Here is a 14,963-nt window from a genome sequence, read left to right as displayed (position 1 = left end):
GCGGGGTCCGCCGAGAAGGCACGGATGCTGCCGGGCGAACTCGGCGAGGAGGCCTGACGCCGGCGTTCGTCCGGCCACGGGCGAACGCGAGGGCCGCCTCCTGCTCGCGCGGGCCGGCTCACCGCCGCTGACCGAGCGTCCAGGCGCGCTTCGTGTCCGGGCCGCGGCCGCTGTCGCCCGGCAACAACCGCGGCCCTGCCGAGGGGAACGCGGCCGACCGCGGGTCGGCCGCGTCTCCCGTCAGGCGAGAGCCGTCAGGCGAGAGTCTCGACCGAGACCTGCCAGAGGCGCTCGGCCGCCTCGGGGTCGAGGGCGTACGGCGCGAAGCCCTTGCGGGTGCCGGGCTGGTTCGGGCCGGCCTCCTCGCAGTCCTCGAAGTAGCGGCCGCCGACGCCGTCGAGCAGCGGCGACGTCGCGACCAGCACGGAGGTGGCGGCCCCCTGCTCGGGCGTCTTCCAGACGATGGGGCCACCGGACCGGGCCCGCAGCCGCTCCAGATCCTCGTCGGTGATGTACCGCTGCAGGTTGGTGCGGATCCCGCCCGGCATCAGGGCGTTGACGGTGATGCCGTCGTCGGCCCAGCGCCTCGTCGCCTCGACGGCGAACAGCACGTTGGCCGTCTTCGACTGCCCGTACGCGGCCCACGGCTCGTACGGGCGCTCCCGGAAGTGGATGTCCTCGAAGACGACCGGTGAGCGCAGGTGCGCGCTGGAGCTGACCGACACGACCCGGGCCCCGTCCGCTCCGGCGAGCGCCCCGTGCAGCCCGGTGGCCAGCGCGAAGTGACCGAGGTGGTTGGTCGCGAACTGCAGCTCCCAGCCCTCCGGCGTGCGCGTCTCGGGCGAGGCCATCACGCCCGCGTTGTTGACCAGGATGTGCAGCGGACCGTCCCAGGCGGCGACGAACGCGGCGACGGAGGCCTGGTCGGCCAGGTCCAGCGGCGCGACGAGCACCTGCTTGTTGCCGGTGGTCTCGATGATGTCCTCGGCGGTGCGCCGCCCGGCCTCTTCGTTCCGTACGGCCAGGGTCACCTCCGCGCCGACGCCTGCGAGGGCGCGGGCGGTCTCGACGCCGATGCCCGAGGCGCCACCGGTCACGATGACGCGGCGGCCGGTGAGGTCGATGCCGGCCACGACCTCGGCGGCCGTGGACTCGGCGGTGAACGGTGTGGTGACGCGGGTGTTGGTGCTCATGGTGGTCCGGTCTCCCCTCGGTGATGCGGAGGGTCCTCCGATAGAATCGAACCGGAGGACCCTCCGATAGTTGGAGATTATGCGGAGCCTCCTCCGCTTTGCAAATCGCCCGCCGAACCCGGACAGTCGGCTGGTCACCCCGGATGAGGAGGAGCCGTGCCGGACACCGGTCCCCGCCCACTTCGCGCCGACGCCCGGCGCAACCGCGAACGCCTGCTCGAGGCCGCGGTACGAGCGTTCGCCGAGAAGGGAACGGATGCCACGCTCGACGCGATCGCCAAGGACGCGGGCGTCGGCATCGGAACCCTCTATCGCCACTTCCCGACGCGCGAGGCACTGGCCGAGGCGGCGTACCGCAACGAGCTCGCACGCCTCTGCGACGCCGCACCGGACCTTCTCCGCACCGCGCCGCCGGACGAGGCGATGCGCGCCTGGATGGACCGCTTCATCGACTACATGGCGACCAAACGCCACATGAGCGACGCCCTGCACGCCATCATCGCCTCGGGCGGGAACCCGTTCTCCGAAAGCCGCGCCCGGATGATGACGGCGATCGAGACGCTCCTCAAGGCAGGCGCCGCCACCGGGACCCTGCGCGCGGACGTCGATCCGATGGCCGTTCTCACCAGCCTCAGCGGAGTGTCCCTCGCCACCGGCGAGCCGGACCGGCGCGACCGCGCCCGCAGCGCCCTCGACCTCCTGATGGACGGCCTCCGCTACCGCCCCTCCGCCCACGCCTGATCGGATGACGGCCCCGCCGCCGGCAGAGCCGCGGCTACCGGGCCCCTGACATACGGCTCAGGTGGTGCGCAGGCCGTCGAAGGCGACGGTCGCGACGGCGTCGGCGAGGTCGGGGCCGCCGATGTGGCCGTCCGGGCGGTACCACTCGATCAGTGAGTTGACCATGCCGAACAGCAGGCGGGCCGTCGTGGCCGGGTCGACGTCGCCGCGCAGGTCGCCGTCGGCGACGGCCTCGGCGACGAGGCCTGCCACGATGCGGTCGAACTCCCGCCGCCGTTCGAGGGCGTCCCGCTCGACGGGCGTGTTGCCGCGCACCCGCAGCAGCAGCGTGACGTACGGCAGCCGATCGACGAGGACCGTCACACTGCCGTGGACGAGGTGCTCGAGGCGGTCGACCGCGCGGCCCGGCACGGTGTCGAGCTCGTCGACGAGGGCGAACAGGCCGTCGAGGGCGCGGTCCACCGCCAGCCGCAGCAGCTCCTGCTTGCCGGAGACGTGGTGGTAGATCGCGGCCTTGGTGACGCCCAGCTCGCGGGCGAGGTCGTCCATGCTCGTGCCGTCGAAGCCGCGCTCGTTGAACAGGCCGACGGCGATCCGCAGCAGGGACTCCCGGTCGTGGCCGGGCCGGCCGCGGCGGGACCGCCCGGACACCGCCGTACGGTCACCCTGTCGTCCCCTTCCCTCAGCCATGGCTGCACGGTAACATGAATTACCTACCATTCGGTCAGTAAATCGCCCGAATCACCTGGAGGCCGACTCCATGACCGCACTGCACAGCTACGTCGGCGGCCGCTGGCAGGCGCCGACGGGCGAGGGCATTCCGCTGCACGACGCGGCGACCGGCGAGGAGATCGCCCGCGTCTCCACGGCAGGGATCGACCTGGCCGCCGCCCTGGAGTACGGCCGCCGGGTCGGCGGGCCGGCGCTGCGCGAGCTGACGTTCCACCAGCGCGCGGCCCTGCTCAAGGCCCTCGCCTCCCATCTGCGCGAGCACCGCGAGGAGCTGTACGCGCTGTCGGCCCGGACGGGCGCCACCCTCGGCGACTCGCGCTTCGACGTCGACGGCGGCATCGGCGTGCTGTTCGCGTACTCGAGCCGTGGCCGGCGCGAGCTGCCCAACGACACGGTCTACGTGGACGGCCCGGCCGAGCCGCTCGGCAAGGGCGGCACGTTCGTCGGCCAGCACGTCTGCACTCCGCTGCGCGGCGTCGCGATCCAGATCAACGCCTTCAACTTCCCGGTGTGGGGGCCGCTGGAGAAGCTCGCCCCCGCGTTCCTCGCCGGGATGCCGAGCCTGATCAAGCCCGCTGAGCAGACCGCGTACCTCACCGAGCGCCTGGTCCGGCTGATCGTCGACTCCGGTCTGCTGCCGGAGGGCTCGGTGCAGCTCGTCTGCGGCCCGCCCGGCGACCTGCTCGACCACGTGACCGGCCAGGATCTGGTCGCATTCACCGGCTCGGCGGCCACCGCGCGCAAGCTCCGTTCCCACCCGGTGATCGTCCGGGAGGCGGCTCGGTTCACCGCCGAGGCCGACTCGCTGAACTGCTCGATCCTCGGACCGGACGCCCGGCCGGGCACGCCGGAGTTCGACCTGTACGTCAAGCAGCTCGTCGCCGAGATGACCGTCAAGGCCGGACAGAAGTGCACCGCGATCCGGCGGGCCCTCGTCCCGGCCGAGCTGATGGACGACGTCGCGGCGGCGGTGTGCGACCGGCTGGCGAAGGTCACCGTCGGCGACCCGTCCCGCGAGGACGTACGGATGGGCGCCCTGGCCAGCCTCGACCAGCGCGAGGAGGTCCGCCGGGCGGTCAAGGCGCTGCGCGGCGCGGCCACCCTGGTCTTCGGCGATCCCGATCACGTCGAGCTCGTGGGCGCGGACGCCGATCGCGGCGCGTTCGTCTCCCCGATGCTGCTGCGCTGCGACGACCCCGACCGTGCCGAGCCGCACGAGGTCGAGGCGTTCGGGCCGGTGTCCACGCTCCTTCCGTACACCTCGACCGAGCGGGTCATCGAGCTCGCCGCGCGCGGGCGTGGCAGCCTCGCCGGTTCCGTCGTCACCGCCGACACCGGGTTCGCCCGGGAGGTCGTGCTCGGCCTCGCGCCGTGGCACGGGCGCCTGCTCGTCCTGAACCGGGAGGACGCGAAGGAGTCGACCGGGCACGGCTCGCCGCTGCCGAACCTCGTGCACGGCGGCCCCGGGCGCGCGGGCGGCGGCGAGGAGATGGGCGGCCTGCGCGGCGTGCTGCACCACATGCAGCGCACCGCCGTCCAGGCCGACCCCGAGACGCTCGGCGCGGTGACCGGCCGCTGGGTCCCCGGCGCGCCGAGGCGTACGGAGGGCGTGCACCCGTTCCGCAAGTCCCTGGCCGAGCTGCGGGTCGGCGACGCGGTGACCGCCGGCCCCCGTACGGTGACACTGGCGGACATCGACCACTTCGCCGAGTTCACCGGCGACACGTTCTACGCCCACACCGACGAGGAGGCCGCCAAGGCGAACCCGCTGTTCGGCGGGATCGTCGCCCACGGCTACCTCGTGGTGTCGCTGGCCGCCGGGCTGTTCGTCGCGCCCGAGCCGGGGCCCGTCCTGGCCAACTACGGCCTGGAGAGCCTCCGGTTCCTCACCCCGGTCAAGCCGGGCGACGAGCTGACCGTGACGCTCACCGCCAAGCAGATCACGCCGCGCGCGAACGCCGACTACGGCGAGGTCCGCTGGGACGCCGACGTCACCAACCAGACCGGGGAGTCGGTGGCCAAGTACGACGTGCTCACCCTCGTCGCGAAGGAGCAGAAGTCATGACGGCCGTCGCTGAGGAGAGCCTGGAGCGGCACTTCGAGCACACCATTGAGCGGGATCAGCGGATCGAGCCCCGCGACTGGATGCCGGACGCCTACCGCGCCACGATGATCCGCCAGATCGCGCAGCACGCGCACTCGGAGATCATCGGCATGCAGCCCGAGGGCGACTGGATCACCCGCGCGCCGTCGCTGCGGCGCAAGGCGATCCTGCTGGCCAAGGTGCAGGACGAGGCGGGCCACGGGCTGTACCTCTACTCCGCCGCCGAGACCCTGGGCGTCGACCGGGCCGACCTCACCACCCGGCTGATCGAGCGGCGGCAGAAGTACTCCTCGATCTTCAACTACCCGACGCTGACGTACGCCGACGTCGGCGTGATCGGGTGGCTGGTCGACGGCGCCGCGATCTGCAACCAGGTGCCGCTGTGCCGCAGCTCGTACGGCCCGTACGCCCGGGCGATGATCCGCATCTGCAAGGAGGAGTCGTTCCATCAGCGGCAGGGCTACGAGCTGCTGATGACGATGATGCGCGGCACCGACGCCCAGCGGGCGATGGTGCAGGACGCGGTCGACCGCTGGTGGTGGCCGAGCCTGATGATGTTCGGCCCGCCCGACGCCGACTCGCCCAACACCGCGCAGTCGATGGCCTGGAAGGTCAAGCGGCACACCAACGACGAACTGCGCCAGCGGTTCGTCGACATGACGGTGCCGCAGGCCGAGGCGCTCGGCGTCACGCTCCCCGACCCCGATCTGAAGTGGAACTCCGAGCGCGGCCGCCACGACTTCGGCCCGATCGACTGGGACGAGTTCAAACGGGTGCTGCGCGGCGACGGCCCGTGCAACGCCGAGCGCGTCGCCCGGCGCCGCCGCGCCCATGAGGAGGGCGCATGGGTCCGCGAGGCCGCCGCCGCCCACGCCGCGAAGCGGAGGCAGTCATGAGCGAGCGCGCGTCGTCTGGGCTGAGGAGCGCCGGGAGCGAAGCGACCAGAGCGACGAGGGAAGACGGCGCGTTGGGCGCTCGCTCACCGCGCTCGCGGAGCGAGCGCAATCAGACAGGGAATGATCTGTACGAGGTGTTCGTGCGCGGGAAGCGCGGGCTCAACCACGTGCACGTCGGGTCGCTGCACGCGCCGGACGACGAGATGGCGCTGCGCAACGCGCGGGACCTGTACACCCGCCGCAACGAGGGCGTGAGCATCTGGGTGGTCAAGGCGTCGCACATCGCGGCGTCCAGCCCGGACGAGAAGGATCCGTTCTTCGCGCCCTCGGCGGACAAGGTCTACCGGCATCCGACCTTCTACGACATCCCCGACGACGTCCCGCACATGTGAGGCCACGGTGTCCTTCGACAACGTCTACGAGGCCCTGACCGGGGACGGCGACGCCCGCTGGGCGTTCGGCACGGGCTTCGCCGATCCCTTGAACGGCGTCGACACCACGGTGCCGCCGGACGTCGACGGCGCCGACCTGGCCGCCTACTGCCTCATGCTCGGCGACGACGCGCTGATCATGTCCCACCGGCTGCAGGAGTGGTGCACGAACGCCCCCGACCTGGAGGAGGAGGTGGCGCTGGCCAATATCGGGCTGGACCTCCTCGGCCAGACCCGGCTGCTGTACGCCCGGGCGGGCCACGCCGACGGCACCGGCCGGGGCGAGGACCACTACGCCTTCTTCCGCGAGGAGGAGGAGTTCGCCAACGTACGGCTCGCGGAGACCCCGCGCGGCGACTTCGGCGACCTCATCGCCCAGCTCCTGGTCTTCGCCACCTGGCGGCTCGCCCTGCTGCAGCGCCTGATCGCCTCGCGCGACCCCGTGCTCGCGGCCATCGCCGCGAAGGGCGTCAAGGAGGTCGCCTACCACCGCGACCACGCCGCGCAGTGGACCGTACGCCTCGGCGACGGCACCGACGAGTCGCACCGGCGGACGCAGGCCGCGTTCGAGAGGATCTGGCCGCTGGTCGGCGAGCTGTTCACCGCGCACGAGGCCGAGGAGCGCCTGGCCCGGTCCGGCGTCGCGGCGGACCCGGCCGGCCTGCGCGTGGAGTTCGACGCCGTACTGGATCAGGTGTTCACGGCGGCGACCCTCCGCCGTCCCGCCGACGTGCCGCCGGACCCGGACGGGCGGCGTGGCCGGCACACCGACGCCCTCGGGCCGCTGCTCGCCGAGCTGCAGAGCGTGGCCCGCGCCCACCCGGAGGCGACGTGGTGACCGTGACGACGGACGCGCGGGCGGTGGCCGAGACGGTCACCGACCCGGAGCTGCCCATGCTGACGCTCGCCGACCTCGGCGTGCTGCGCGACGTCTCCGAGGAGGACGGCCGCGTCGTCGTCACCATCACGCCGACGTACTCCGGGTGCCCCGCGATGGACGCCATGCGCGCCGACCTGATCCGCGCGCTGCGCGCGGCCGGGTACGACGAGATCGACGTGCGCACCGCGCTGCATCCGCCGTGGACCACCGACTGGATCAGCGCGGAGGGCCACCGCAAGCTCGCCGAGGCGGGCATCGCCCCTCCCGGCGCCGCGCCGAGGCGCGCGGAGGGACCGATTCCGCTCGCCCTCGGCCCGACCGTGCGCACGGTCCGGTGCCCGCGCTGCGGTTCCGCCGACACCGAGGAGACGTCGGCGTTCGGCCCGACCGCCTGCCGGGCACTGCGCCGGTGCCGGTCCTGCCGCGAACCCTTCGAGCACGTGAAGGAGATCTGAGTTGACCGTGAGCACACCGGCGCCGGCCCGGGCGCGCGGCGGCTTCCACCGCCTGACGGTCGCCTCGGTGGAACGGCTCTGCGCCGACGCGGTGGCGGTGACGTTCGACGTCCCGCCGGAGCTCGAAGGCGCCTACGCCTTCCGCGCGGGCCAGTCGCTGACGCTGCGCCGTACGGTCGGCGGCCGTGAGGAGCGCCGGTCGTACTCCATCTGCGCTCCGGAGGGCGCCGCCCCCCGCGTCGGCGTACGGGAGGTGCCCGACGGGCTGTTCTCCACCTGGCTCGTACGGGACGTGCGCCCCGGCGACGAGATCGAGGTCGGCCCGCCCACCGGCGGGTTCACGCCCGGCGACGACACCGCGGGACACCACGTGTTCGTCGCGGCCGGGTCCGGGATCACGCCGATCCTGTCGATCGCCGCCACCGTCCTGCGCGACCCGGCGGCCACGGCCACCCTGCTGTACGCCAACCGGCGCACCGACACGGTGATGTTCGCCGACGAACTCGCGGACCTGAAGGACCGGTACCTCGACCGCCTCGAACTCTTCCACGTCCTGTCCCGCGAGCCCCTCGAGGCCGAGCTGTTCACCGGGCGGCTGGACGCCGCGAAGTTCACCGCGCTGTCCGCGCTGCTCCCGCCCGCCCGGGACGTGGCGCACTGGTGGCTCTGCGGCCCGTACCCGATGGTCGAGAGCCTGCGGTCCGTGCTCGCCCGTACGGACGTCCCGGCGGAGCGGGTGCACCGGGAGTTGTTCTTCGTCGACGACGTCCCGCCCACCCCGGTCCGTCACGAAGAAGCCCCGGTCGACGGCGCGACCAGCGAGGTGACGCTGCTCCTCGACGGCCGCTCGACCACGGCGGCCGTGCCCCGCGACACGCCGCTGCTGGACGCGATGCAGCGCGTCCGGCCCGACCTGCCGTTCGCCTGCAAGGGCGGCGTCTGCGGCACCTGCCGGGCCAGGGTGACCGACGGCAAGGTCCATATGCGGCGCAACTTCGCCCTGGAGGAGTCCGAGGTCGACGCCGGCTTCGTGCTCACCTGCCAGTCCACGCCGCTGTCCGAACGCGTCGGCCTCGACTACGACGCCTGAAGCGCGCTTGACCGCGGCGACCCAGGGCGCGTCTGACAAACCCGCTGTTCGGCTGCGCGGCGCCCAGACGCGCCCTAGTCTTCGGTCGGTTCGGACCGGTGGACGGGGCCGTGGGACTCCTCGCGGTGCTCGTCCGGCCGCGAGCCGATCGACAGCACCGAGTCGGAGTTGTGATCGACCTGAAGGGTCGTGTGGGTGATCTGGTACGACTCCGCCAGCACCGCCTCGAGGTCGGCGCGTACGGCGTGGCAGTCCTCCCCCGGCGCGACCAGGATGTGCGCGGACGCCGCGGGCATGCCCGAGGTGATCTGCCAGATGTGCAGGTCGTGCACCTCGGTGACGCAGGGCCGGGCGGCCAGGGCCTTGCCCACCTGGTCCGGGGAGATCCCTGCCGGGGCCGCCTCGAGGAAGATCCGCCCGGACTCGTGAACCAGCCCGACCCCGGCCTTGACCATCAAGGTGACCACGACCAGGGAGGCGATCGCGTCCGCGCGGGCGAACCCGGTGAGCGTCATGACCAGGCCGGCGACGGCCGTGGCGATGAAGGCGTACAGGTCGGTCAGGATGTGCCGGAACGCGCCTTCGACGTTGAGGCTGGTCCGGTTGGCCTTGGAGATCATCCAGGCGGCGGCGACGTTGACGACGATGCCGACGAGCGCGGTGGCCAGCACCAGCTCGCCCGTCACCTGCGGCGGGCTGACCAGCCGGCGGACCGCCTCGTACGCGAGCCAGGCGGACAACAGCAGCAGCGACAGCCCGTTGGCCTGAGCGGACAGGATCTCGGCGCGCTTGAGACCGTAGGTGTACCCGCCCGTGGGCGGTTTGGCCGCCAGTCGCATCGCCACCAGCGCCAGCACGATGGAGACGGCGTCGGTGAGCATGTGCGCCGCGTCGGAGATCAGCGCCAGGGAGTGCGCCAGCACACCGACGGCCACCTCGCCCGCCATGTAGGCGACGATCACGCCGAGCGCCCCGCTCAGCCAGCGTGAGTCGGCGTTCTCGCTGACGCCGTGGGCGTGCCCCTCGTGACCGTGACCGGCGGCGTGCCCGGGGCGGTCGGTGTGCGCGTCATGGGCCCTCATGTCACGTCTTCCTCGGTCTGGTGGTGTTCGGGATGGGCGGCGGCCAGGTCGCACACGTCGGGCGCTACCGGGCGGGCATCCGTTTGATGGCGATCACCGCGACGTCGTCGTCCAGGCGTCCCTCGGCGTACGCGCGCAGGTCCTCGTACAGGTGCTCGACGAGATGCGCGGGGTCGTCCTCCGCCCACGCGAGCAGACGCTCCCCGAGGGGGTAGAACGCGCCGACGGCGTCCCGGGCCTCGATCACTCCGTCGGTATAGAGGAGCAGGAGGTCATCGGGCCGGAACGGGAAGATGTCGACGTGGGCGTCGGCCGGGTACAGGTCTCCCAGGCCGAGCGGCGGCGCGGGCTGGGTCGCCCGCAGTTCCGTGACGCCCCCGCCCGCCAGCAACAGAGGCGACGGGTGCCCCCGGTTGAGGATGCACACGTGCGGCTCCTCATCGGGGATGTCCACCACGGCGGCCGTGACGAAGCCCTCCCCTGAGTCCGGCCCGCCGCCGAGCACCCGGGCGGCCTCCACCTCGGCCGCGCCGTCCAGGAAGGACAGCAGGTCGGGGAGCGCGGAACGCTGGTGCGCGGCGGCCCGGAACGCCCCGACCACCAGGGCGGACGCGTCGATGGCGGCCAGGCCCTTCCCCCGGACGTCACCGATGATCAGCCGGGTGCCTCCGGCGATCCGCACCGCGCCGTACAGGTCACCGCCGATTCTCGCCTCCTGCTCGGCGGTCAGGTAGAACGACGCGATGCGCAGCGGCCCGACCCGTTCGGGGAGCGGGCGGATCAGCGCCCGCTGCGCCGTCTCGGCCACCGAGCGGGCCGCCTTCAGCTCACGCCGGTGCCGCTGCCGTACGGCGGTGAAGAACACGATCAGGACCGAGATCAGCAGCAACGAGGAGAGTTGCGTCTCGTACTCCGTGACCCCGCGCCACTCGTCGGATACGCCGACGAGCACCTCGGCGGCGACGGCCATCGCGCCGATCAGCGCGACCGCCCTCGGTCCGGCGAAGGACGCCGTGATCGCCGGTGCCACGATCAGCAGCGGCCCCAGGTGGATCCGCGGCCCGTTGAGGACGTCGATCAGCGCGATCACCAAGATCAGCGCCAGTGGAAGCGCCACCAGCGCGTGGCTTCGCAACCAAGACCGTGACCGGGCCGACCGGCCATCCCCGAACCGACGCACGATCCCTGCGTACCCGCTGGTCAGCAGGCATCACCCCGATCAGCGACCGCGCCCGGTACGGACGAGGGCGTTACGAACGGACGGCGGCGGGCGTCTCGGTCACGCGCCGCTCCGGGGTGCGGACGTGCTCGGGCAGCAGGCCGTACACCATGATCCGGGCCAGGACCTGTGACAGCAGCCGCCTGCCACGCCGGCTTTCCAAGATCCGGGGAATGTGCGGCTCGGTGTTCGCCAGCGCCCGGTCGACCACCTGACGCTGGATGACCTGCTGCACCGTCTGGGTGCCGATCGTCGGCACGGTCCGGCGCCACTGGACGCGGCGCACCAGCTCCGGGTTGAACGTCCGGTCGAACCTCGCCGGGTCGGACTGGGCGCGGTACAGCGGCTCGGCCAGCAGGTTGGACGTCGCCACGGCGTCCTGAACGGCCAGGTTGATGCCGACACCGCCGATCGGCGACATCGTGTGGGCGGCGTCGCCGATGGCGAGCAGGCCCGGCCGGTCCCAGCGGCGGAGCCGGTTCAGGCCGACCTCGAGGAAGGCCACCTTGTCCCAGTCGTCGATCTCCCCGACCCGGTCGGCCAGGGACGGCATCAGCTCGGCGAGCCGGTCCCGTAGGTCCCCGAGCCCCCTGGCCCGGACCTGCTCGTACGACCCCTTGGGGATGAGGAAGGCGATCTGCCAGTAGTCGCCGCGGTCGATCATCGCTGCCATCTCGCCCTGGCCGATGACGCCGCCGAGACCGTTCTGGTCGCCGGGCCGGCGGGAGATCCGCAGCCACAGGACGTCCATCGGCGCGCCGAGCTCGGTGGGGACCATGCCGGCGGCGCGGCGCAGATCGGACCGGCGGCCGTCCGCCGCCACCGTGAGCACGGCCCGCAGGTCGTGCTCGCCGGAGGCGTCGCGGTACCGCACGCCCCGCACCACGCCGTCCTCCTCGATGGGGCTGAGAACCTCGGCCTCCATCAGCAGCCGGAACGCCGGATAACGCTGCGCGTGGTCGGCCAGGAGGGTCAGGAAGTCCCACTGCGGGATCATCGCGATGTGGCGGTACTTCCAGCGGGTGAACCGCGTCAGGTCGGCCTCGACCAGCGGCCGCGTCCGCGTCCCGATCCGCAAGGTCGTCAGCTTCTGGTGCGGCAGGCGCTCGAGCTCCTCGACGAGGCCGAGCTCGTCCATCAGCCGCAGCGTGGAGGGGTGGACGGTGTCGCCTCGGAAGTCGCGCAGGAAGTCCCCGTGCTTCTCCAGGACCGTCGTCCGCACCCCGGCGCGGGCGAGCAGGAGACCCAGCATGATCCCGGCGGGGCCTCCCCCCGCGATCGCGCAGGTCGTGGTCTGAACGTCCGGCATCGCGGCCTCCTGTAAATCGAGGGAAGCACCGCTGTGCCCCATACCCGCACGCCACGACGGACAACCGAGGACCCTCTGGGCGGGTGGCCGGATACGGACACGTGCTGTCACGCAGTGAGATGGAATCCGTACGATGCGTTCATGTGGTCCCCCTCGCCGTTGGTCGGCCGTGGGGCGCAGCTCGGCAGGGTGCGATCGCTGCTGACCGGCGCATCGGCCCGCGGGGTCGTCGTCGCCGGCGCACCCGGGGTGGGAAAGACGCGGCTGGCCGCGGAGGTGATCGCCGCGCTCGATCCGGCGCGGTTCACGGTGGCGCGGGCGCAGGCGACGCTGGCCGCCTCGGCCCTTCCCTATGGACCGTTCGCGCACCTGCTGCCCGCCGGTCCCGTCTCCGGGAGCCGGGCCGACGGTCCGGGCTGGGCGGCCGACGCGCTGCTCGCCCGGCGGGGCCGGGGCGCGCTGGTCCTGGTCGTCGACGACGTGCACTGGCTCGACCCGGCGTCCGCGGCGCTCGTCCGCGACGTCGTCGCCCGGGGCGGTGCGCGGCTCCTCGCCACCATCCGCACCGGCGAGGAGGTCCCCGCCCATGTGCGGCGGCTCTGGCAGGACGGCCTCGTGCCGCGGGTGGAGCTCGGGCCGCTGTCGGAGGCGGATACGGCGCGGATTCTGGCGGACTCGGTCCGCGGCCAGGTGGAGGCGGCGACCGCGCGGCGCCTGTGGCGGATCACCGAGGGCAACCCACTGTTCCTGCGCGAGCTGATCCTCGCCGGAGCCCTGACCGAGAGCCGTGGCGTATGGCGGCAGACCGGCGACCTGCCCGCCGTGCCGCGACTGTACGAGCTGATCGGCGGCCGGATCGGCGAGGTCGACGAGGATGAGCGCGAGGCCCTCGAGTTCGTGGCTTTCGGCGAGCCGATCGGCGTCGACCTCGTCGCCGGGCTGACGTCCCCGGACGCGGTGGGGCGCGTCGTCGACCGGCAGATCGTGACGGTCGTCGTCGACCGCCGCCGGAGGCTGGCGCGGCTGGCGCACCCGCTGTACGGCGAGGTGATCCGCGGGCGGACCGGGAGGTTACGCGCCCGGAGCCGGCTCCGGCGGCTGGCGGAGGCCACCGACGCCACGGGGCTTCGCCGGCGCGACGACGTGCTGCGCGTCGCGGTCTGGCGGCTGCACAGCGACAGCGTCGCCGACCCCGCGCCCATGGTCGCGGCCTGCCGGCTGGCCTGGGCCGCGCACGACGTGGACCTGGCCGTACGGCTGGGGCGGGCGGCGCTGGAGGCGGGAGGCGGCCTGGACGCGGCGATCGCCCTGGGCGCCGTCCTGCACGTCGCCGACCGGCACACCGAGTCCGAGGCGGCGCTGTGCCGGGCGGCCGGCTCGGCGAGCACCGACCGCGAGCGCGCCCTCGTCGCGGCGGCCCGCGCCCGCACCCTCCACGGCGGCCTCGGGCGCTCCGCCGAGGCGCACCGCGTTCTGGACGCCGCCGAGGCGGCGATCGGGGACCCCCGGTGGCGTCAGGAGGTCCTCACGGTCAAGGCGTTTTGTCACCTCCTCGCCGCGCGGGTCGACGAGTCCCTGGCCCTGGTGGACCGGGTCCGCGCGATCCGGCCGACGGCCGCCGGCGTCGCGGCTCAACTGGCCGCCGTCGAGGGCCAGGCGTTCGCCTTCACGGGGCGTACGGATCGCGCGACGGCCGTCGTGGACGCCGCGTTCGCGACGGCCCGGAGCTGGCGGGACGAGGTTCCCGGCGCCCTCGCCGAGCTCGGCCTGGCCCGCCTCATGGCCAAGATCTTCGCCGGCGACCTCGCCGGGGCCGAGGCGCTGGCCGACGCCGCGTACCGCGAACTCGGCGAGCCCGGCACCTGGAACATGGGCGTCACCGTCCTCGCCGCCCTCCGCGGGCAGATCAGCCGCATGCGCGGCGACGTCCGCGCGGCGGCCCGCTGGTGCCGTGACGCCGTCGCCCGGTTCGGCGACGCGCCGGCCGGGTTCGCCGGGCTGTGCTTCGGCGAGCTCGCCCACGCCACGGCCCTCGCCGGCGACGTCCCCGCCGCCGAGGAGGCCCTGGCCGAGGCCGAGCGGCGCACCCTGCCGACGTACCTCGCCCCGGACTTCCCTGCGGTGCTGGCCCGCCCCTGGATCCCGGCCGCCCGGGGCGACGTCGGCCGGGCCGTCGAGGTGGCCCTGTACGGTGCGGCCCGGGCGCGGTCGCTCGGTCTGCCGGCGTTCGAGATGTTCGCGCTGCACGACGTCGTACGCCTCGGCGCGGCAGGCCGTGCCGCCGCCCGACTTTCCGCCCTGACCGGGAAGGTGGACGGTGCCCTCGCGCCGCTGTTCGCGCGCCACGCCGCCCTGACGGGCGACGGCGCCGGGCTGGACGCCGTGTCGGCGGAGTACGAACGCCTCGGCATGACCTTGTACGCCGCGGAGGCGGCGGCCCAGGCCGCGACGGCGCACGAGTCCGCGGGCCGCGTCCGGGCCGCCCGTACGGCGAGCGCCCGGGCGTGGACCACGGCCCGCCGATGTCACGGCGCCCGCACCCCCGCCCTGGCCACGATGGCCACGCCCGAGCTCACGCCCCGGCAGCGGCAGGTCATCCACCTCGTCGTCGCCGGATCGAGCAACCGCGAGATCGCCGAACGCCTCGGACTCTCGGTGCGCACGGTCGAGAACCACCTGCTCCACGCGTACGAACGCCTCGGCGTCGGCGACCGCGCCGAGCTCGCAGACCTGTTCGGTCCGTCCGCTCGCCCGCTGGCCGTGAAGGCGTGACGGTGCGCCACGAACCGGGCACGCTGCCGCTCTGGCCGTTCGTCGGCCGTGAAGGCGTG

The 14,963-nt window shown here is 73.4% G+C and carries 13 protein-coding genes; 8 read left to right on the top strand and 5 right to left on the bottom strand.

What is annotated here, in order from left to right; genetic code table 11:
- Positions 1–254: 254 nt before the first annotated feature.
- Positions 255–1,193 carry an SDR family NAD(P)-dependent oxidoreductase gene (locus ACYVF7_RS12435; protein ID WP_460339038.1) on the bottom strand — a complete coding sequence of 313 codons (939 nt, stop codon included), beginning with the start codon at positions 1,191–1,193 and terminating at the stop codon, positions 255–257.
- A gap of 156 nt (positions 1,194–1,349) precedes the next feature.
- On the opposite strand from ACYVF7_RS12435, the gene ACYVF7_RS12430 reads away from it, so the two are divergent.
- Complete coding sequence (locus ACYVF7_RS12430; RefSeq protein ID WP_460339036.1) at positions 1,350–1,934, top strand: TetR/AcrR family transcriptional regulator; 585 nt, start codon at positions 1,350–1,352, stop codon at positions 1,932–1,934.
- Between the two features lie 57 nt (positions 1,935–1,991).
- On the opposite strand, the gene ACYVF7_RS12425 is transcribed toward ACYVF7_RS12430, so the two are convergent.
- Positions 1,992–2,624, bottom strand: a complete 633-nt coding sequence (locus ACYVF7_RS12425; protein ID WP_460339034.1) for a TetR/AcrR family transcriptional regulator — start codon at positions 2,622–2,624, stop codon at positions 1,992–1,994.
- 70 nt (positions 2,625–2,694) lie between these two features.
- Between ACYVF7_RS12425 and paaZ the strand changes: the two genes are divergently transcribed.
- From paaZ to paaE, 6 genes are all read left to right on the top strand, one after another.
- Entirely contained in the window at positions 2,695–4,731 is a 2,037-nt protein-coding gene (gene paaZ, locus ACYVF7_RS12420; RefSeq protein ID WP_460339033.1) for a phenylacetic acid degradation bifunctional protein PaaZ, read from the top strand.
- Positions 4,728–5,666 carry a 1,2-phenylacetyl-CoA epoxidase subunit PaaA gene (gene paaA / locus ACYVF7_RS12415; protein ID WP_460339031.1) on the top strand — a complete coding sequence of 313 codons (939 nt, stop codon included), beginning with the start codon at positions 4,728–4,730 and terminating at the stop codon, positions 5,664–5,666. Before paaZ ends, paaA begins: the two co-directional genes overlap by 4 nt.
- A gap of 125 nt (positions 5,667–5,791) precedes the next feature.
- Entirely contained in the window at positions 5,792–6,058 is a 267-nt protein-coding gene (paaB, locus tag ACYVF7_RS12410) for a 1,2-phenylacetyl-CoA epoxidase subunit PaaB (RefSeq protein WP_305883833.1), read from the top strand.
- Between the two features lie 7 nt (positions 6,059–6,065).
- Entirely contained in the window at positions 6,066–6,935 is an 870-nt protein-coding gene (gene paaC / locus ACYVF7_RS12405) for a 1,2-phenylacetyl-CoA epoxidase subunit PaaC (RefSeq protein ID WP_460339029.1), read from the top strand.
- Positions 6,929–7,432: a 1,2-phenylacetyl-CoA epoxidase subunit PaaD gene (gene paaD, locus ACYVF7_RS12400; RefSeq protein ID WP_460339027.1), complete on the top strand. Its 504-nt coding sequence runs from the start codon at positions 6,929–6,931 to the stop codon at positions 7,430–7,432. Before paaC ends, paaD begins: the two co-directional genes overlap by 7 nt.
- A gap of 1 nt (position 7,433) precedes the next feature.
- Positions 7,434–8,522, top strand: coding sequence for a 1,2-phenylacetyl-CoA epoxidase subunit PaaE (gene paaE / locus ACYVF7_RS12395; protein ID WP_460339025.1), 1,089 nt, complete (start codon positions 7,434–7,436; stop codon positions 8,520–8,522).
- 74 nt (positions 8,523–8,596) lie between these two features.
- Here paaE and ACYVF7_RS12390 read toward each other — a convergent pair whose 3' ends face one another.
- The 3 genes from ACYVF7_RS12390 to ACYVF7_RS12380 form a co-directional block, all read right to left on the bottom strand.
- Positions 8,597–9,604 carry a cation diffusion facilitator family transporter gene (locus ACYVF7_RS12390; protein ID WP_460339023.1) on the bottom strand — a complete coding sequence of 336 codons (1,008 nt, stop codon included), beginning with the start codon at positions 9,602–9,604 and terminating at the stop codon, positions 8,597–8,599.
- A 64-nt stretch (positions 9,605–9,668) separates the two neighbouring features.
- On the bottom strand, positions 9,669–10,721 hold the full coding sequence (locus tag ACYVF7_RS12385) for a PP2C family protein-serine/threonine phosphatase (RefSeq protein ID WP_460339021.1): 1,053 nt from the start codon (positions 10,719–10,721) through the stop codon (positions 9,669–9,671).
- A gap of 133 nt (positions 10,722–10,854) precedes the next feature.
- Positions 10,855–12,132, bottom strand: coding sequence for an FAD-dependent oxidoreductase (locus ACYVF7_RS12380; protein ID WP_460339019.1), 1,278 nt, complete (start codon positions 12,130–12,132; stop codon positions 10,855–10,857).
- Between the two features lie 141 nt (positions 12,133–12,273).
- On the opposite strand from ACYVF7_RS12380, the gene ACYVF7_RS12375 reads away from it, so the two are divergent.
- Positions 12,274–14,904: a LuxR C-terminal-related transcriptional regulator gene (locus ACYVF7_RS12375; RefSeq protein ID WP_460339017.1), complete on the top strand. Its 2,631-nt coding sequence runs from the start codon at positions 12,274–12,276 to the stop codon at positions 14,902–14,904.
- The last annotated feature ends 59 nt before the right edge of the window (positions 14,905–14,963 follow it).

The organism is Actinoallomurus acanthiterrae, from assembly GCF_054775715.1.
This window is presented reverse-complemented; position numbering and strand designations above follow the sequence as displayed.